This window comes from Streptomyces sp. GL_141 (assembly GCF_057834385.1).
Map to the genome: position 1 here is coordinate 4,175,950 of NZ_CM174402.1, position 18,806 is coordinate 4,194,755.

An 18,806-nucleotide genomic window follows, 5' to 3' on the forward strand; every position below is an offset into this window, starting at 1 on the left:
GTCACGCTTCCGAGCGGCTGGACAGCGAGCCGGTCATGGCGACGAGCACCTTGCGGGGGCCCTCGAAGCGATTGCGCCCGTGGGAGAGCGTCAGGTTGTCGATGACCATGAGGTCCCCGGACTGCCAGGGGAAGGCAAGGGTCTGGGCCTCGTACGCCTTGCGGACCGCGGCCAGGTCGGCGTCGGAGATCGGGCTGCCGTCGCCGTAGTAGGCGTTGCGCGGGAGGTCCTCCTCCTTCATCAGCTCCATCAGGGCGAGCCGGGTCGCCTCGTTGAGGTTGGAGACGTGGAAGAGGTGTGCCTGGTTCATCCACAGCGTTCTGCCGGTCACCGGGTGCACGGTGACGGCCTGGCAGGTCTCTGTGGTGCGCAGCGAGTCGCCGCCGTCCAGCCATTCCACGGCGATGTCACGTTCGGCGCAGAAGCGCTCCACCGCCGCGCGGTCCATGCCGGGGAAAGTCTCCTGCCAGGAGATGCCGAGGCCCGTGCGGTAGTTGCGGACATAGCGCACGCCGTGCCGTTCGAAGCGGTCGCGGACATCGGCGGGGATGCTCTCGTAGACCGCGTGGCTGTCGGCGAGGGGGGTCTCGCCGCCGGAGACGGCCGCGAGGGCGGAGTAGAACCAGAGCCGCTCGGGCCAGGTGCTGGTGTACGCCATCTCGTTGTGCTGCGGGATGATCTCGCTGGCCGGGTACTCCGTCGAGGTGTAGACGTCGCCGACCTTGGTACGCGGGGTCGAGCGGTAGGTGTACTCGTTGAGCTCCTCGCCGAAGACGCGCACGAACCGGGAGAAGACGCTCTCGTCCGGGACGTCGAAGCCGCGCAGCAGGCAGGCGCCGGCCGTGGCGAGCCGCTCGGCGACCAGGCCGGAGTTCTGCTCGGCCCATGCCACCGGGGAGAGGCCCGGCTCCGTGGCCTCGAAGAGGGCCACGCACTCCCGTTCGGGGAAGAGCAGGGATTCCTTCACGTTGTCGGTCATCTCGTGTGATCCGTTCTCTGGGTTCGTGGGGTTCAGGACTCGGCGCCGTCCGCCATCTCGCGGAGCACGCCCTCGACGAGGGCTGCGAGCTTGGCGATGTTGTCGCGGTCGTTGAGATTGCGGCTGAAGCGGAATCCGAGGCGCAGCGCGCCGTCGTAGACGCGACCGTCGACGATGAGCCGGTGCATCCGCTGGAGTTCGGGCGCGGGCCAGGCGTCCTCGATGGGGGCGCCGAGCAGCGGCGAGTCGTCGGTGAACTTCCCGACCTCACCCCAGTTGTTGACGAGGATGTCCGGCTTGCCGAGCGGGGCGAGGGCCTGGGCGACGTCCGGCCGGGCGCCGATGTACCGGAGCAGGCCGAACCCGAGGCCGCTGCGCGGCACGGCCCGGAGCTGTTCGGCGACCGAGTCGAGCAGGGCGCGGGTGCCGGGGACGGCCGGCAGGTCGAGCAGTCGCGGCGAGGTCATCGAGAACCGGCCGATGGCGCGCGAGAGGTCGAGCTCCTCGCCGCCCAGTTCACGGCCGCGGGAGACCAGGTCGAGGAGGACCGAGTTCTGCCCGGTCCACTCGGCGAAGCCCTTCACGACGGCGGCGACCAGCAGGTCGTTGAGGGCCAGCCCGTAGTCGCGCCGGATCAGCCGCTGCAGGGAGGCGGTGTCCGCGCTGCTCAGGTCGACGAGGACCGAGTCCTCGGACGCCATGCTGTCCACGCCGTTCTGGTGGTCCAGCGGCCAGTGCGAGACGGCCCGTCCGGCGAGGGCCCTCCAGTAGGCGGCGTCCTCGTCCAGTGCGGCGGAGCGCGCGAGTGCGTCGAGGTTGCGTGCCCACTGGGCGAAGGACGCGGTCAGCGGGGCGAGTTGCGGCTCCTTGCCGTCGGCAACGGCGAGGTAGGCGGCTTGCAGGTCTTCGGTCAGAACGCCCCAGGAGCTGTTGTCCATCAGCTGGTGGTGGACGATGGCCACCAGCCGGTCGGGCCGCTCGGCGCCGAAGCGCACCAGGGCGAAGTGCAGGAGCGGCCCGTGTGCGAAGTCGACCTTGCGGTGCAGGGTGGTGTCCAGCCGCCGGAAGGCGACGTCCTGGGCCGCCGGGTCGAGCGCGGAGAGGTCGACGAAGGTGAACAGCGGCTGTTCGAAGCGGTCGTGGATCTTCACCCGGTGGGCGCCGCCCTCCTCGGGGAAGGAGATGCGCAGCGAGTCGTGGTGGGAGACCACCGCGGCCACCGCCCGCTCCATGAGCCGCGCGTCCAGCCGTTCGAGGGTCTCGAACATGAAGATGTGCGTGTAGAGGTGCTTGTCGGCGAAGTCCCGCTCCTGGAAGGCCAGGTTCGAGGGCACCAGGGGGACGGTGCCCGTCTCGGCGGGCCCCGCACCCGGCTCGGTGCGCTCGGTGGCGACGGCGGCGAGGCCGGCGACGGTGGGGTTCGCCATGAACTGCGCCGGCGTGATCCCGATACCCGCCCTACGGGCCCGGTCGACCACCCGGATCGCATGCAGCGAGTCACCGCCGAGCTCGAAGAAGTCCTCGTCGTCGCCGACCTCCGACAGCCGCAGCACCTCCTTCCAGATCCCCGCCAGGGTCTCCCGGTGGCGGGCGCCGGGCGCCTGCGGATCGGTGGCGACGGCGGCGAGGCCGGCGATGGTCGGATTCGCCATGAACTGCGCCGGCGTGATCCCGATACCCGCCCTACGGGCCCGGTCGACCACCCGGATCGCATGCAGCGAGTCACCGCCGAGCTCGAAGAAGTCCTCGTGCGTACCGACCTTCGCCAGCCGCAGCACCTCCTTCCAGATGGAGACCAGCTCGACGACCCGGTCGAGGTAGCCGGTGTCGTCGGCGGCGAGGCGGGGAGCCCCGGCCGTAGGGGTGGTGCGGGTCTGCACTGGTGTCGCCTCCGTCGCGAGGAGCGCCACGCGGTCGACCTTGCCGTTGGAAAGACGCGGCAGGGAGCCGACCGTGACGATCGTGGGAATCATGTAGTCGGGCAGCTTCTCCCCGAGGCGGGCGCGCAGGCCCGCGGCCGTGACGCCGGTGTCCGGCCGGAGCGTGACGTAGCCGACCAGACGCCGCTCGTCCGCTCCGTCCTCGACGCAGAACACGGCACACTCGCGCACACCGTCGAGCGCGGCGAGCTCCGAGGCGACCTCGCCGGGCTCGACCCGGTGACCGCGGATCTTGGCCTGGTCGCCGATGCGGCCGAGGAACTCAAGCGCGCCGCCGGGCAGGAACCGCCCGCGGTCGCCGGTGCGGTAGAGGCGTCCGCCTGCCGGGCCGTACGGGTCCGGGACGAACCGCGTTGCGGTCAGCTCCGGGTCGCCGAGGTAGCCACGGGCGAGGCTCGGGCCACCGACGACGATCTCCCCGGGGTGACCGGGCGGGACACGGCGCAGTTCGTCGTCGACGATGTGGATGCGCGTGCCGTCGAGCGGGCGGCCGAGCGGTACCACCACACCGCGGCCGGCGCGGTCGGGGGCGACCGGCGCGGTGGCGACGATGCCGGTGGTCTCGGTCTGGCCGTACATGTTGGCCAGGCGCGGCGCGCCGGGCCGGCTGCGGATCGCCTCCGGCAGGTCTTGGAGCAGTGGCTCGCTGGCGGTCAGGACGTACTGCGGCTGCCAGGCCTGGCGGGCGAGTGCCGGTGCGACGACCCGAAGGTAGGAGGGCACGAGGTCCAGTACCTGCACACCGTTGCGGGCCGCGTAGGCCAGGAGCTCGTCAGGGGAGGCGAGCTGCTCCCGGGTGGCGACGACGACCCGGCCGCCGTGGGCGAGCGGCACCATCAGCTGGCGGACGGAGGAGGAGAAGGCGAAGGAGGCGGTGTGCAGGACCACCGGGCGCTCGGGCAGCTCCAGGTCCCGGGGCAGTGAGCGCACGTAGGCGTCCAGCCCGGTGTGGGTGAGCACAACGCCCTTGGGCTTCCCCTGGGTGCCCGAGGTGTAGACCACGTACGCGGGGCGGTCCGGTGAAAGGCACTGCGCCGGCGGCAGCTCACCGACGGCCGCGCCGGCGGTGTCCTCCAGGACGAGCAGCCCGCCCGGTACGACCGGGGCCGCGGCGTGAAGGGCGCGCGAGGTCAGGACCAGCGCGGGCCGCGCGTCGGCGACGATCTCGGCCACGCGTTCACGCGGGTAGCCCGGGTCCAGCGGCAGGTACGCGCCGCCGGCCTGCAGCACCGCCAGTACGGCGACGACGAGGTCCGTCCCGCGTTCCAGGTACACCGCGACCGTCGTCTCGGGGCCGACTCCGTTGCCGCGGAGCATCCGGGCGAGCTGTTCGCTGCGGCGGCCCAGCTCTCCGTACGAGAGGGTGCTGGCGCCGCAGGTGACGGCGGGCTCTGCGGGCATGCACGCCACCTGCTCCCGGAAGCGCTCCAGGAAAGTGCGGCCGTCCGCGCCGGCACTGTCAGCGGTACCGGACAGGGCGTCCAGCTCGGCGTGCTCGCCGGACAGCAGGAGGTCGGTGTCGAAGACCCGCTGTGCCGGATCGGCGACGAGCCGTCCCAGCAGCGTCTCGAAGCGCTGCATCAGGCGGGCGATGGTCTCCGCGTCGAAGAGGTCGGTGCTGTACTCGGCGTGCCCCTGGAGACCGTCCGCGGTCTCCCACAGGTCGACGACGAGGTCGAAACGGGCCGTGACCTGCTCGCTCTCGATCTCGCTGAGCGTGAGCCCTTCCCCCGCGTCGGGCAGGCCGCCCGACATGTTCTGGAGCGCGAACCGCACCTGGAACAGCGGCGAATGGCTGAGGCTGCGCTGTGGGGCGACGGCGTCGACGACCATTTCGAAGGGGACGTCCTGGTGCACGTAGGCACCGTTGGCGGTCTTCTTGACGCGTGCGAGCACCTCGGTGAAGCTCGGATTGCCGGCGAGGTCGACGCGCAGCGCCAGGGTGTTGGCGAAGAAGCCGACGATGCTCTCCAGCTCGGTCATCGTCCGGTTGGCGATGGGCGTGCCGACGGTGACGTCGTGCCGGCCGCTCACGCGTGCCATGAGGACGTCGAATCCGGCGAGCAGCGCCATGAACAGCGACACGCCCTCGCGGCGGGCCAGCTCCGCGACCGCGTCGGACAGCTCGCGCGACCACTCCACCTCGTGCCGGGCGCCCCGGTAGCTCTGCACCGCCGGCCGCGGCCGGTCGGTGGGCAGGTCGAGCATCGGCGCACCGCCGAGCTGCTGCTTCCAGTAGCCGAGTTGTGCGTCGCGGGTCTCCTCGTCCAGCCAGGAGCGCTGCCAGAACGTGTAATCCACGTAGGTGTGCGGCAGCGGGGCGAGCGGTGAGGGCTGGTCGGCGGCGAACGCCCGGTAGAGGGCCATGAGTTCGTCCATCAGGATGGAGACGGACCAACCGTCGGACACCGAGTGGTGCAGGGTGAGGAGGGCCAGGTGGGCGTCGGGGGCCAGCCGCAGGAGCCGTCCGCGCAGCAACGGCCCGCGCGCCAGGTCGAACGGCCGGCTGGCCTCCTCCCGGACGAGCGCGTCGAGCCGGGCCCCGGTGACGGCCGTGCCGGTCAGGTCGCTCTCCTCGAAGGGGACCTCCCCGGCTGGCAGGAACTCCTGGACCGGGTCGCCGTCGGGGGACGCGAAGCGGACGCGCAGCCCCTCGTGCCGGTCCCAGAGCGCGGCGACCGCGGCCCGGAACGCGTCCGGCCGGAAGACGCCGTCGAAACGCAGGGCGATCGGAACGTTGTAGAAGGAACTGCCCTCGGCGAGACGGCTCATGAAGTAGAGGCGTCCCTGTGCGTACGACAGCGGGACCGGGCCGGTGCGGGGGGCGGTCACCAAGCCGGGGCGCGGCGCGCGGCCGCCGAGGGCCTCGATGCGCTGGGCGAGGTCGGCGAGGGTCTGCGCCTCCAGGAACAGTGAGAGCGGCAGGTCGATGTCGAGAGCCTTGCGCAGGCGGGCGGCGGCCTGCACGGTGAGCAGCGAATGCCCGCCCAGCGCATTGAAGTTGGCGTCCCGGCCGACCGAGGACAGGCCCAGGACGTCGGCCCAGATCTCGGCGATGACCCGCTCCAACGGGGTGGCCGGGAGGTCCGCGGCCGCATCGGGGGCGTTCGTGGCGGGCTGGGGCAGCGCGCGGCGGTCCACCTTGCCGCTCTGGGCGAGCGGCAGTTCGTCCAGCACCACGAAGTGGTCCGGGACCATGTACTCGGGCAGGCCGGCGCGGAGCTCGGCGCGCAGGTCCTCCTCGGCGCACCGGAAGGCCCCGTCGTTCACCGGGGTGACGTAGGCGGCGAGCCTGCGCTCACCGGGCCGGTCCTCGCGGAGCAGCACCACTGCCTCGCGGACCGCGGCCAGCCGGGTCAGGGCGGCCTCGATCTCCTCCAGCTCGACGCGGTAGCCGCGCACCTTCACCTGGGTATCGACCCGGCCGAGGCACTCCAGCTCGCCGTCGGGGCGTACCCGGACCAGGTCGCCGGTGCGGTAGAGGCGCTCGCCGCTCCCGTCCGCGAACGGGTCGGGAACGAAGCGCTCCGCGGTGAGGTCGGGGCGGTTCCAGTAGCCGCGGGCCACTCCGGCACCGCCAATGAACAGCTCACCGACCGCGCCGCGGGCGACGGGCTTCAGGTTGGTGTCGAGGACGTAGAGCCGGGTGTTGGCGATGGGCCGGCCGATCGGAACGGTGCCCGACAAGTCGGTGTGCTCGTCCACCTCGTACACGCAGCAGCCGACGACGGTCTCGGTGGGTCCGTACTCGTTGACCACGCGCAGGCCGGGGGCGCGCTTGCGCCAGGCCGCGACGGTGCCACCGTGCAGGGACTCCCCGCCGACGACCAGGTAGCCGTCCGCCGCGATCTCGACGGGCGGCACCGACTTGTCGAGTGCGTCCAGGTGGGCGGGCGTCAGCTTGACCAGCCCGTGGTCGAGGTCCCGGCCGAGCATGCCGGAGAGCCGGTCCAGCTCCTGTCCCTCCGCCACCAGGGTCAGCGGCCGGCCCGCGAGCAGCGGGCCGAAGAGAGTCGTCACGGACAGGTCGAAGCGCAGCGGCGAGACGAGGGGGGCGCCGCCGCCGTCGGCCACCCGGTAGGCGCGGAGGCTCCACTCCAGGTAGTTGCCGAGCCCCCGGTGGGTGACGACGACGCCCTTGGGGCGTCCGGTCGAGCCCGAGGTGTAGATGACGTAGGCGGCGTTGTCGGGGTGCGGGCGGGGGTGGGCCGGGGCATCGACGGGCACCGGGGTTCCCAGGGCCTCCTGCGCGATCAGCACGTGCGCCCCGGACTGCGGAAGCACGGCCGCTCGGCGGGTGTCGGTGACGACCACCCGGGCGTCCGCGTCGGCGAGCATGTGGGCGATGCGCTCGGCGGGGTCGCCGATGTCCAGCGGCACGTAGGCGCCACCGGTCTTCAGCGTCGCCAGTACCGCGACCACCAGGTCGACGCCACGCTCCAGGAAGAGCGCGACGCGCTGCTCCGGGCCGACGCCCTCACACCGCAGGCGGTGGGCGAGACGGTCGGCGAGCGTGTTCAGCTCCGCGAAGGTCAGCCGCTGCTCGTCGGTGACGAGGGCGATCGCGTCCGGCGTACGGCCCGCCTGGTCCTCGAAGAGCTCGTGGACGGGCCGGTTGCCGAGGGTCGGGTCCTCGGTGCGGTTCCGGCCGACGACCAGCTCCCGCAGCTCCTCCTCGGCGAGGAGGGGGGCATCGCCGATCCGGGTCCCGGGGTCCTCGGTGAGCGCACCGAGGAGGATGCCGAGGTGGGTACCGATCCGGGCCACGGTCGCCTCGTCGAACAGGTCGGTCGCGTATTCGAAGACACCGTGCAGGACGTCGTCGGCGCCGGGCCAGACCTCCAGGCTCAGGTCGTACTTGGCGGTCGCGGTGTGGTGCTCGACCACGCTGACCCTCATCGCGTCCACGGCGACGTCCATCGCGGGATCCTGGACGAGCGCGAACAGCACCTGGGCGATCGGCGTGTGGCTGAGGTCGCGGGCCGGGTCGACCGCCCCGACGACCCGGTCGAAGGGCACCTCGCCGTGCGCCAGGGCCTCCTGGGTGAGGTCGCGGACCCGGCCGACCAGCTCGCGGAAGTCCGGTTCTCCCGAGGTGTCCACCCGCAGCGCCAGGGAGTTCACGAAGAAGCCCACCAGGGACTCCAGCTCGGCGCGCGGCCGGTTGGCCACGGGAGTCACCGCCGTCACCTCGTCGTGCGAGGTGTAGCGCGACAGCAGCGCGGCGAAGCCGGCGAGCAGCACCATGAACGGGGTCGCACGGTTCTCCGCCGCGATCGCCTCCACCCGCGGCCAGACGCCGGCCGGCAGCGAGAAGCGGTGGCGGGCGCCGCGGAAGCTCTGCACCGCCGGGCGGGGCCGGTCGAAGGGCAGCTCGATGACCGGTACGGCGCCGTCCAGGGACCGGCGCCAGAAGGCCAGCCCCTCGTCCAGCTGCGCGGTGCGCTCCGGCCCGGCTTCCCAGGCGGCGTAGTCCGCGTACTGGAACGGGAGCGGCTTCAGGTCGACTTCGTCGCCCTTGGACAGGCCCCCGTAGAGCGCGAGCAGTTCGTCGATGACGATGCTCATCGACCAGCCGTCACACACGCTGTGGTGGACGACCAGCAACAGGACGTGGTCCCCGGTTCCGGTCCGGAAGAGCGTGACACGGGCGAGGGGCCCGTGTTCCAGGGAGAAGGGCTGCGACGCCTCTGCGACCAGCGCCTCCCGCAGAACGTCCTCGTGGCTCCCGGCGGTGGGGGCCGCCAGGGTGACGGGCGTGAGGTCCACGTCGAGATCCGGGAGGATCCGCTGCACCGGGTCGTCGCCGACGGAGGGGAACACGGTGCGCAGGGACTCGTGCCGGCGGAAGACCTCGCGGATCGCCCGCTCCAGCACGTCCGGCCGCAGTGCCCCTTCGAAGCGCAGGGCCACCGGGACGTTGAACATCATCCCGCCGGGGTTCAGCTGATCCATGAACCACAGGCGGCGCTGGGCGTACGACAGCGGCAGCCGCCCCGCGCGCGACACCGGCTTGATGGCGTCCTCGTCCGCCTGGCGACGCCCGGCGATCCGCTTGGCGAGAAGGGCGCGCTTCGCCGCGGACATCGTGTCCAGGCGGGCTCGTGCGGTGCCCGGCTCGCCCGGTACGCGGGCCGCCTCTTGACCGTCGGTCTCCGTCCCGAGGACGGCACCGGTGCTGTCGGAGGTCATCGCTGCTCCCCCGGACAGTCCGCGGAGGTCTGCGCCATGTGAGCCACCAGGCTCAGCGGACGCATGTCGGTCCAGTGCGCGTTGATGTACTCAAGGCACACGGACCGGTCGGTCGCGCCGTGGCACACCGTCCATCCGGCCGGGACGTCAACGGCCTCGGGCCAGATCGAGTACTGGCCTTCGTCGTTGACGACGACGTAGAAACTGCCGTTGGGGTTGTCCAGCTGGTTCGACATCACACCTCTGCTTCGCCTGGGTTCAAATGGGATTGCGCCGACCGCCGGGTCGGCCGTGGTCAGGCCGCCGCACGCTGCGACCGGCCCGGGGTTCGACGAGACATGCCGGGTTTATGCGTCGTTGCGGCTTTCCTTAGGGAACAGCCGTCGCGAAGACCTGGCGAAGGGAAATGGCATGGGGCACGAAGCGCTCCGACGGCTCGGTGCCGGACTGCTGTCCTGCAGGAACAGCGGTCGAAAGACAAAGACCGGCCGTGGCGGCGTGCGGAAAGCGGTGGGTGACGCGACTACACCAGCGCGTCGGGCCGCAGATAGCGGAGCTGCATCAGCGGGGAAGCCACATGGCAGCGGTGGAGCAGAGAGGCGGCGCGGTGTGTCGCGCTGCGGAAGCCGGGCGCGGTGGAATCGCGCGTGAGCAGGTACACGAGCAGGTCGACACGGTCGCTCTGAGCACGGCCGGAGGCGTGCTCCAGACCGTCCTCCAGTGTCGCGTGGGCCCAGAGGGCGCCCAGCACCTCGGAGACCTCGGACACCTCGCTCGCCGGATCGGCAAGGGCCCTGCCACGCCGGCTCAGACTGGTGTAAACGATGTCCATGCCCCGGTCAGCCGCCCCAGGTACCGGTGTCCTGGGACTCCGTCCGGGGGCCAGCGGCCAGGTCGGCCGTGGCCGTGACCGTGGTGGAAGGTGCAGCCGCGACCGTGGCGGGGGTGAAGAGCACGGTGACGCCGAGCACGAGGGCGGCGACCGCGGTGGCCTTGGCAATACAGGTGCGGATCATGGTGGCCGTTCCTTTCACATCACATGGCGAGGTGTCCTGCTCCGGCCTCGCGTCCCGCGGTTGACGCTTCGGCCGGCTGCCGTACGGACTGTCCCGTGTCGACGATGAGTAGCTTCGCCGCAAACCCGGGCCGCTGGAAAGGCTTCCGGGAGTCCTGAACAGGGCCTATCCGGATCAGGACACGCGGCCACGCCCATTTTGGGCAGATGCCAGTTTCGTCCGGTTAGCGCGCCTGGACGATGTGCCGATATGCCATCGGCGGAATTCCCATCGGCCGGCTCTGAGAGCTGTGGGCCAAATTACCTTGAAAGGTGGTGCTCAATATTGAGAGTATGGGCTCGACGCCGACCGGGGGGGGACGGCGTTCAGGGGGAACAAGGGGAACAACCACATGCTCCAAGCACTCGGAGTCAGCATCGACGCCGCAGACGTTTACCAGGCGATGCTCGACCACCCCGACCACGGTGTCGACCAATTCGCCGACGTATGCGGCCTGACTCCCACACAAGTCCACGCTTGTTTCGACGAACTCGGCGAGCTCATGCTGGTCCGGGCGTCCAGCGAGCACCCCGGACAGATGCGGGCCGTCGATCCCGACATCGGACTGGCCGGCATCGTTGCCCGCCAGGAGGCCGAACTGGCAGCCCGGCAGGCCCAACTGGCCGCATCCCGCGCGGCGGTCACCCGCATGGTCGCCGATCGCGCCCAACAGCGCTCCGCCCACGGCGGACGCCTGCTCGGCATGGACGCCATCCACAACCGGCTCGAACACCTGTGCCGCACTGCCCAGACCGAGATCATCGGCGTTCAACCAGGCATCCAGCGTCCCGAGGACCTCAGCGCCGGACGCGACCACGACCTCGCAGCCCTTGGCCGTGGGGTCGCCTTGCGCGCCCTGTATCAGGAGCACGCCCGCCACCGCTCCCACATCGCCACGTACGCTCAGGAGCTGCTCAGCCACGGTGGAGAGGTCCGCACGGCCCCCACCATCCCCCAGCGCATGGTCATCGTCGACCGAACCCACGCCTTGGTGCCGACCGACCCCGCCGACAACCGCAAGGGTGCGCTGCACGTCACCGAACCCGGCATCGTCACCGCCCTGCTCGAACTCTTCGAGCAGGCTTGGAACACAGCCGTACCCCTCGGGACCACCCGCCCCGACGACCCTCAGGCCGGCCTCACCGACCACGAACGCGAACTCCTGCGCCTGCTCGGCACCGGCCTCACGGACGAGGCGGCCGGACAGCGCCTCGGCCTCACCGATCGCACCATCCGGCGACAAGTCGCCTCAATCATGGAACGCCTCAACGCCTCCAGCCGCTTCGAAGCAGGCATCAAAGCTGCACAACGCGGCTGGTTTTGACGAAACCGATTTACCACGTCCCGGCATTGAACATATCCGTGAACCGCGACTAATGACTTGAGTCATGAACAATATGAGGGAACTGGAACCGACATCCCACAGCTCTGCGCAACTGTGGTTGATACGCACGGATGTCGGGCACAGCGGCGCGCTCGATCTGCTTGACGAGAGCGAACAACAGCGCGCGGCGGCCTTGCATTTCGAGGAGCACCGCCGCCGCTATGTCGCTGCCCATCTGGCGCTGCGCAGGATCCTGGCCGAGGCCGTCGGGGACGGACCGGGTGACCTCCGCTTCACGCGGTTGCCCTGCCCGGGATGCGGCGCGCGGCACGGGCGGCCTGCCCTCGCGGACTTCCCCGATGCCCACTTCTCCCTGTCCCACAGTGGCGACCTGGCGCTGGTGGCACTTGCGGCGGTCCCGGTCGGCGCCGACGTGGAGGAGCTGCCCTCTCCCGAGGCCGTCAGGGAGCTGACGCGGCTCCTGCACCCGCGCGAGCGCGCCGAGATCGCGGCGCTCGACGCGCCCCCCGAGCGCCGGCTCGCCGTTGCCAGGACCTGGGTGCGCAAGGAGGCGTTCCTGAAGGGGATCGGCACGGGCCTGTCCCGCGGCATCGACCGCGATTACGTAGGCGCCATGCCCGACCCCTCGGCCGCGCCCGACGGCTGGACCCTGTCCGACGTTCCCGTGCACGCCGACTACGCAGCAGCCGTCGCCCTCGCCCCGGCCCACTGACGAGCCCGTACAGCGAGACATGGGGGAACAGTCACACCCACCCCAAGACCGGCGCCCCGGCCCGGTCCGCCCGTCCGGGCACAGCAAAACGGTCGTCATCGTTATCACGATGACGACCGTTCCGTCGTTGTGCGCGAGGGGGGATTTGAACCCCCACGTCCCGAAGGACACTGGCACCTGAAGCCAGCGCGTCTGCCGTTCCGCCACTCGCGCAAAGTGACTACCAGCGGTTCTTCCCTTGCGGGCCGTTCCCCTGGCGACATCGGAACATTAGCACGTCGGAGGGGCTGGATTCACATCGCTTTTCGTGCTCTCCCGACGCCCGCCGACGACCGCCCCTCCCGTACTCGGCCGCCGGTGCGGGACACTGTCCTCGGGGCGCCCCTACGATCGCTTGTGAGGACCAACACTCATGCGCACGTGACCGATGGGGAACCACCCGAATCCGCCACGCGTGGATACGATCAGTAAGCAGTACAGGGCGACAACGACGGAGGAGGTGCCCCATGGGAGTCCTGAAGCGGTTCGAGCAGCGACTCGAAGGTCTGGTGAACGGCACCTTCGCCAAGGTGTTCAAGTCCGAGGTCCAGCCGGTGGAGATCGCGGGCGCCCTCCAGCGCGAGTGCGACAACAACGCCACCATCTGGAACCGCGAGCGCACCGTCGTCCCCAACGACTTCATCGTGGAGCTGAGCACGGGCGACTACGAGCGCCTGAGCCCCTACTCGGGCCAGCTCGGCGACGAGCTCGCGGGCCTCGTCCGCGACTACGCCAAGCAGCAGCGCTACAGCTTCATGGGCCCCATCAAGGTCCAGCTGGAGAAGGCCGACGACCTGGACACCGGGCTCTACCGGGTCCGCAGCCGCACGCTCGCCGCCAGCACCTCCCAGTCCCCCGGCCAGCCCGGTCCGGGCCAGGGACAGGGCCACCAGGCCCCCCCGGCCCAGCCCGGCGGCTACGGGTACCCCCCGGCCTCCGCGCCGCCCATGCCCGCAGGACCGCCCCCGGGCGGCCCCGGCGCACGCCGACAGAATCCCGGCGCGCTCGGCGGACCTGGCGGACCGGCTCCCGTACCTTCCGGCGGCGCCGTCCGGCGCCACTGGATCGAGATCAACGGCACCCGCCACCAGATCTCGCGCCCTACGCTCGTACTCGGCCGGAGCACCGAGGCCGACGTGCGGATCGACGACCCCGGCGTATCGCGCCGGCACTGTGAGATCCGGACCGGAACGCCCTCGACGATCCAGGATCTTGGGTCCACCAACGGCATCGTGGTGGACGGGCAGCACACCACCCGCGCTACGCTCCGCGACGGTTCACGGATCGTCGTGGGCAGCACCACCATCATTTACCGGCAAGCCGAAGGGTGAAGCGGGGGCAATGTCAGAGCTGACCCTGACGGTCATGCGGTTGGGTTTCCTGGCCGTTCTGTGGCTGTTCGTCATCGTGGCCGTTCAGGTCATCCGCAGCGATCTCTTCGGTACGAGAGTCACGCAGCGCGGTTCCCGACGCGGCGGGGGCGCTTCCGGCGCCCCGGCGCAGCAGGGCCGCCAGGCCGCTGCTCCACCACAGCAGCGCCAGCGCCGCGGTGCGCCGACCAAACTCGTCGTCTCCGAGGGCACCCTCACGGGCACCACGGTGGCCCTCGCCGGCCAGACGATCACCTTGGGCCGCGCCCACGACTCCACGATCGTGCTGGACGACGACTACGCCTCCAGCAGGCATGCCAGGATCTACCCCGACCGTGACGGTCAGTGGATCGTCGAGGATCTCGGGTCCACCAACGGCACGTATCTCGACCGGACCCGGCTGACCACCCCGACGCCCATTCCGCCGGGCGCCCCGATCCGCATCGGCAAGACCGTCATCGAGCTGCGGAAGTAGTACGAGAATGAGCGAGCGGAGCGAGCGAGCCGCAGCGGTCCGTCCCACCGGGGACACGGACCCGAGCGCGCTCCAGGCCGGAGGGTGGGCAGTGTGGCTCGAGACCGGTTGTACCCCGAGGCAGCATCAGCGTCGACAGGGCAGGTGCGCATGAGTCTGTCCCTGCGGTTCGCCGCCGGATCGCACAAGGGCATGATCCGGGAGGGCAACGAGGACTCCGGCTACGCCGGTCCCCGTCTCCTCGCGATCGCCGACGGCATGGGCGGCCAGGCCGCCGGCGAGGTCGCCAGCTCCGAGGTGATCTCCGCCCTCGTGCAGCTCGACGACGACGTCCCGGGCTCCGACATGCTCACCGCGCTCAGCACCGCGGTGCAGCGCGCCAACGACCAGCTGCGCGTCATGGTCGAGGAGGACCCCCAGCTCGAGGGCATGGGCACCACGCTCACCGCCCTGCTGTGGACGGGCCAGCGCCTCGGCCTGGTCCACGTCGGCGACTCCCGCGCCTACCTGCTCCGCGACGGCGTCCTGACACAGATCACCCAGGACCACACCTGGGTGCAGCGCCTCGTCGACGAGGGCCGGATCACCGAAGAGGAAGCCACCACCCACCCGCAGCGCTCCCTGCTGATGAGGGCCCTGGGCAGCGGCGACATCGTCGAGCCCGACCTCTCCATCCGCGAGGTCCGGGTCGGCGACCGCTACCTGATCTGTTCCGACGGGCTCTCCGGCGTGGTCTCCCACCAGACCCTGGAAGAGACCCTCGCCGACTACCACGGCCCCCGCGAGACCGTGGCCTCGCTCATCCAGCTCGCGCTGCGCGGCGGCGGCCCCGACAACATCACCTGCATCGTGGCCGACGTCCTCGACACCGACAGCGGCGACACCCTGGCCGCGCAGGTCAACGACACCCCGGTCGTCGTCGGCGCGGTCGCCGAGAACCAGCACCACCAGCTCTTCGACGGCGGCAACGCCATGCAGACCCCGGCCGGCCGCGCCTCCGGGCTCGGCCGCCAGAGCCCCCCGCCCGCCGGCGCCTTCGGCCCCCCCGGCAGCGGCGAGGCCCCGGGTTACGGCGGTTACGGCGCCCAGGGACAGGGCGGCGGAGCCGACGCGTACGGCAGCTTCGGCGACCCGGACCCGTACGACGGGGACTCCGGGTACGAGGACACGTACGACCACCCGCGCAGGCGCCGCGGCAAGGGCCGCAAGTGGACCACGCGCACGCTGACGCTGCTCGTGGTCCTCGGTGTCATCGGCGGCGGCCTGTACGCGGGCTACCGCTGGACCCAGACCCAGTTCTACGTCGGGGTCAAGGACGAGCACGTCGCGCTCTTCCGCGGGATCAGCCAGAAGCTGGGGCCGCTGGAGCTCTCCAAGGTGGAGACCGACCGCCCCGACATCGAACTGAAGTACCTGCCGCCCTTCAAGCGCAAGCAGGTCGTGGACACGATCAGCGAAAGCAGCCTCGACTCCGCCCGTACGAAGATCGACGAGCTCGGCACCCAGACCTCCGCGTGCAAGAAGGACGAGGAGCGGCGTGCCGCCGAGGCCCAGGGCAACCAAACACCCGGCCCCGTCCTGACTGCCGCCGAGCAGCAGGTCGTCGGCCTGTGCGAGAAGCAGTAGACATACGCGGGCACAGGGGGCCCGCCACACCATGAGCGTTGTCACCAACACGACCACCATCGGCGCCATCGAGGCGCCGAGCCGGCGGAACACCGAGCTCCTGCTGCTCGCCTTCGCCGTGGTCATCCCGATCTTCGCCTACGCCAACGCGGGCATGTCGCTCCACGGGAAGCTGCCCCCGGGCATGCTCACCTACGGGCTCGGCCTCGGCGTCCTGGCGGGCATCGCCCACTTCGTCGTACGGCGCTACGCCAAGTACGCCGACCCGTTGCTGCTGCCGATCGCCACGCTCCTCAACGGGCTCGGCCTCGTCCTGATCTGGCGCCTGGACCAGTCGGAGCGGCTGCAGAACCTGGCGAAGCGGTCCTTCGGAGCCTTCTCCGAGTCCGCGCCCCGCCAGATGATGTACACGGCCCTCGCCATCGCCCTGTTCGCCGGCGTCCTGCTGGTCCTCAAGGACCACCGCGTGCTCCAGCGGTTCACGTACATCTCCATGGCCGCCTCGCTCGTGCTGCTGATCCTGCCCGTGATCCCGGGTCTGGGAGCCGACGTCTTCGGCGCCAAGATCTGGATCAGCGTCGGCGGGTTCTCGATCCAGCCCGGCGAGTTCGCGAAGATCGTCATCGCCGTCTTCTTCGCCGGCTACCTCATGGTCAAGCGCGACGCCCTGGCCCTCGCCAGCCGCCGCTTCATGGGCCTCTACCTGCCGCGCGGCCGCGACCTCGGCCCGATCCTGATGATCTGGGCGATGAGCCTGCTCGTCCTGGTCTTCGAGAACGACCTCGGCACCTCGCTGCTCTTCTTCGGCATGTTCGTGATCATGCTGTACGTGGCCACCGAGCGGACCAGCTGGATCGTCATCGGCCTGCTCATGAGCGTGGGCGGAGCCACCGTGGTCGGCGCCACCGCCAGCCACGTCAAGGCCCGCGTCACCGCCTGGCTCGACCCCTTCGCCTGCTACCAGAAGTCCGGCGCCTGCGAGCAGGTCGGCCAGTCGATCATGAGCTTCGGCTCCGGCGGGGTCCTCGGCACCGGCTGGGGTCAGGGCAACTCCGACCTCATCGGCTTCGCCGCCAACTCCGACTTCATCTTCTCCACCGTCGGCGAAGAGCTCGGGCTCGCCGGGGTCATGGCCTTCCTCCTGCTCTACGGCCTGATCATCGAGCGCGGCGTGCGCACCGCCCTCGCCGCCCGCGACCCCTTCGGCAAGCTCTTCGCGATCGGCCTCTCCGGCGCCTTCGCGCTCCAGATCTTCGTGGTCGCCGGCGGAGTCATGGGCCTCATCCCCCTGACCGGCATGACCATGCCCTTCCTCGCGTCCGGCGGCTCGTCCGTCCTCGCGAACTGGATCCTCATCGCCATCCTCATCCGGATCAGCGACACCGCACGCCGCCCTGCCCCGGCCCCGGCACCGTCCCCCGACTCCGAGATGACCCAGGTGGTCCGCCCGTCATGAACAAGCCCCTGCGCCGCATCTCGATCTTCTGCGGGCTGCTCGTCCTGGCACTGCTCGTGCGGACCAACTGGCTCCAGTACGTCAAGGCCGAGGAGCTGAGCACCCGCAAGGAGAACCGCCGGGTCCAGATCGCCCAGTACGCCACCGAGCGCGGCAACATCATCGTCGAGGGCAAGCCGATCACCCGCTCCGACGTCACCGACGGCAGCGACTACAAGTACAAGCGGGGCTACCTCAACGGCCCGCTCTGGGCGCCCGTCACCGGATACGCCTCGCAGGCCTTCGGCTCCACGCAGCTCGAATCCCTTGAGGACGGCATCCTCACCGGCAACGACGACCGGCTCTTCTTCGACCGCACGATCGGCATGTTCACCGGCGAGAAGAAGCAGGGCGGCAACGTCGTCACGACGCTCAACGCCGCCGCCCAGGAGGCCGCCTTCAAGCAGCTCGGCGACAAGAAGGGCGCCGTCGCCGCGATCGACCCGCGCACCGGCGCGATCCTCGCCCTGGTCAGCACCCCCTCGTACGACCCCACGTCCTTCGCCGGCAACTCCAAGGCCGACGAGAAGGCCTGGGTCGAGCTCAAGGACAGCGAGGACAAGAAGCTGGTCAACCGCGCCCTGCGCGAGACCTACCCGCCCGGCTCCACCTTCAAGGTGGTCACCGCGGCCGCGGCCCTGGAGAACGGCGTCGTCACGGACATCAACGCGCCGACCGACACCGAGGACCCGTACATCCTCCCGGGCACCAAGACCGAGATGGTCAACCACGCCCCGAACTGCGGCAAGGCCACCCTCAACTACGCCATGCAGGTCTCCTGCAACTCCGTCTTCGCCCGCATGGGCGACAAGGTGGGGCGGGACAACATGGTGAAGACCGCCGAGAAGTTCGGCTTCAACAACGACAAGATCGACACCCCGGTCCGCGCCTTCGCCAGCGTCTACGACAAGACCATGGGCAAGGACGGCAACGCCCTCAGCTCCATCGGCCAGTTCAACACCGCGGCCACCCCGCTCCAGATGGCCATGGTCACCGCCGCCATCGCCAACAACGGCAAGCTGATGAAGCCGTACATGGTCGACCAGTTGCAGTCGCCCAACGTCGACGTCATCGAGAAGCACGAGCCGCAGGAAATGAGCCGGCCCCTCTCCCCCGAGAACGCGGAGAAGATCCGGGCCATGATGGTCAACGTCGTCGACAACGGCACCGGCCGCACCGCCAAGATCAAGGACACGATCGTCGGCGGCAAGACCGGCACCGCCCAGCACGGCGAGGGCAACAAGAAGCGCCCGTACGCCTGGTTCATCTCCTACGTCCAGAACTCCGACGGCAGCTCGCCGGTCGCCGTGGCCGTCGTCATCGAGGACAGCGGCGCGGACCGCGAGGACATCTCCGGCGCCGGCCTCGCCGCCCCCGTGGCCAAGGCCGTCATGCAGGCCGTACTCAAGAGCAACAAGGGGTGACGGGCGGGGCCCAGCGCCACGCGAGAGCCGCAAGGGGCACACAGATGTGATCCGGGTCACCGTTCCCGCCCGGATCCGAGCGTACGGTACCGGTCCGGTATCAGCCTGTGGTCACGAACCGATCACCGACGATCGGCCGGTAGCCTTTGCGCGA

Annotated in this window: 12 protein-coding genes and 1 tRNA gene; 7 read left to right on the forward strand and 6 right to left on the reverse strand. The window is 70.5% G+C overall.

From position 1 onward, the window contains the following. Position 1 precedes the first annotated feature (1 nt). The 5 genes from AC3IX6_RS18180 to AC3IX6_RS18200 form a co-directional block, all read right to left on the reverse strand. Positions 2-979: a TauD/TfdA family dioxygenase gene (locus tag AC3IX6_RS18180; protein ID WP_489371172.1), complete on the reverse strand. Its 978-nt coding sequence runs from the start codon at positions 977-979 to the stop codon at positions 2-4. A gap of 32 nt (positions 980-1,011) precedes the next feature. After that, on the reverse strand, positions 1,012-9,111 hold the full coding sequence (locus AC3IX6_RS18185) for an amino acid adenylation domain-containing protein (protein ID WP_489371173.1): 8,100 nt from the start codon (positions 9,109-9,111) through the stop codon (positions 1,012-1,014). After that, positions 9,108-9,347, reverse strand: a complete 240-nt coding sequence (locus tag AC3IX6_RS18190; protein ID WP_489371174.1) for an MbtH family protein — start codon at positions 9,345-9,347, stop codon at positions 9,108-9,110. The genes AC3IX6_RS18185 and AC3IX6_RS18190 overlap by 4 nt, the downstream gene beginning before the upstream one ends. A 287-nt stretch (positions 9,348-9,634) precedes the next feature. Next, entirely contained in the window at positions 9,635-9,943 is a 309-nt protein-coding gene (locus tag AC3IX6_RS18195) for a hypothetical protein (RefSeq protein WP_489371175.1), read from the reverse strand. Between the two features lie 7 nt (positions 9,944-9,950). Beyond that, positions 9,951-10,127: a hypothetical protein gene (locus AC3IX6_RS18200; RefSeq protein WP_489371176.1), complete on the reverse strand. Its 177-nt coding sequence runs from the start codon at positions 10,125-10,127 to the stop codon at positions 9,951-9,953. Positions 10,128-10,518: 391 nt separating this feature from the next. Here AC3IX6_RS18200 and AC3IX6_RS18205 point away from each other — a divergent pair, with 391 nt between their 5' ends. Next, positions 10,519-11,490 (forward strand): LuxR C-terminal-related transcriptional regulator, encoded by a 972-nt coding sequence (locus AC3IX6_RS18205; protein WP_489371177.1) that lies wholly within the window; start codon positions 10,519-10,521, stop codon positions 11,488-11,490. Positions 11,491-11,608: 118 nt separating this feature from the next. Next, positions 11,609-12,223, forward strand: coding sequence for a 4'-phosphopantetheinyl transferase family protein (locus AC3IX6_RS18210; RefSeq protein ID WP_489371178.1), 615 nt, complete (start codon positions 11,609-11,611; stop codon positions 12,221-12,223). Between the two features lie 130 nt (positions 12,224-12,353). Here the strand turns inward: AC3IX6_RS18210 and AC3IX6_RS18215 are convergent. Beyond that, a tRNA-Leu gene (locus AC3IX6_RS18215) sits at positions 12,354-12,436 on the reverse strand. A gap of 293 nt (positions 12,437-12,729) precedes the next feature. Here AC3IX6_RS18215 and AC3IX6_RS18220 point away from each other — a divergent pair. The 5 genes from AC3IX6_RS18220 to AC3IX6_RS18240 all read left to right on the forward strand — a co-directional run bounded on the left by AC3IX6_RS18220 (position 12,730) and on the right by AC3IX6_RS18240 (position 18,652). After that, the gene (locus tag AC3IX6_RS18220) at positions 12,730-13,593 is read left to right on the forward strand and encodes an FHA domain-containing protein (protein WP_489371179.1); all 864 of its coding nucleotides are present in this window, start codon (positions 12,730-12,732) and stop codon (positions 13,591-13,593) included. A gap of 10 nt (positions 13,594-13,603) precedes the next feature. Continuing rightward, positions 13,604-14,107: an FHA domain-containing protein FhaB/FipA gene (locus tag AC3IX6_RS18225; RefSeq protein ID WP_327305713.1), complete on the forward strand. Its 504-nt coding sequence runs from the start codon at positions 13,604-13,606 to the stop codon at positions 14,105-14,107. A 93-nt stretch (positions 14,108-14,200) separates the two neighbouring features. Next, positions 14,201-15,733 carry a PP2C family protein-serine/threonine phosphatase gene (locus tag AC3IX6_RS18230; protein WP_489371180.1) on the forward strand — a complete coding sequence of 511 codons (1,533 nt, stop codon included), beginning with the start codon at positions 14,201-14,203 and terminating at the stop codon, positions 15,731-15,733. A 31-nt stretch (positions 15,734-15,764) separates the two neighbouring features. After that, a complete protein-coding gene (locus tag AC3IX6_RS18235; RefSeq protein ID WP_382977772.1) occupies positions 15,765-17,189 on the forward strand; it encodes an FtsW/RodA/SpoVE family cell cycle protein in 1,425 nt (474 codons plus the stop codon). After that, complete coding sequence (locus AC3IX6_RS18240; protein WP_489371181.1) at positions 17,186-18,652, forward strand: peptidoglycan D,D-transpeptidase FtsI family protein; 1,467 nt, start codon at positions 17,186-17,188, stop codon at positions 18,650-18,652. Before AC3IX6_RS18235 ends, AC3IX6_RS18240 begins: the two co-directional genes overlap by 4 nt. The last annotated feature ends 154 nt before the right edge of the window (positions 18,653-18,806 follow it).

Bases quoted from the DNA above. Each gene is read 5' to 3' on its own strand.
- AC3IX6_RS18240 (WP_489371181.1), top strand. From the start codon at position 17,186: ATGAACAAGCCCCTGCGCCGCATCTCGATCTTCTGCGGGCTGCTCGTC.
- AC3IX6_RS18185 (WP_489371173.1), bottom strand. From the start codon at position 9,111: ATGACCTCCGACAGCACCGGTGCCGTCCTCGGGACGGAGACCGACGGT.
- AC3IX6_RS18225 (WP_327305713.1), top strand. From the start codon at position 13,604: ATGTCAGAGCTGACCCTGACGGTCATGCGGTTGGGTTTCCTGGCCGTT.
- AC3IX6_RS18195 (WP_489371175.1), bottom strand. From the start codon at position 9,943: ATGGACATCGTTTACACCAGTCTGAGCCGGCGTGGCAGGGCCCTTGCC.
- AC3IX6_RS18235 (WP_382977772.1), top strand. From the start codon at position 15,765: ATGAGCGTTGTCACCAACACGACCACCATCGGCGCCATCGAGGCGCCG.
- AC3IX6_RS18190 (WP_489371174.1), bottom strand. From the start codon at position 9,347: ATGTCGAACCAGCTGGACAACCCCAACGGCAGTTTCTACGTCGTCGTC.
- AC3IX6_RS18220 (WP_489371179.1), top strand. From the start codon at position 12,730: ATGGGAGTCCTGAAGCGGTTCGAGCAGCGACTCGAAGGTCTGGTGAAC.
- AC3IX6_RS18180 (WP_489371172.1), bottom strand. From the start codon at position 979: ATGACCGACAACGTGAAGGAATCCCTGCTCTTCCCCGAACGGGAGTGC.
- AC3IX6_RS18205 (WP_489371177.1), top strand. From the start codon at position 10,519: ATGCTCCAAGCACTCGGAGTCAGCATCGACGCCGCAGACGTTTACCAG.
- AC3IX6_RS18200 (WP_489371176.1), bottom strand. From the start codon at position 10,127: ATGATCCGCACCTGTATTGCCAAGGCCACCGCGGTCGCCGCCCTCGTG.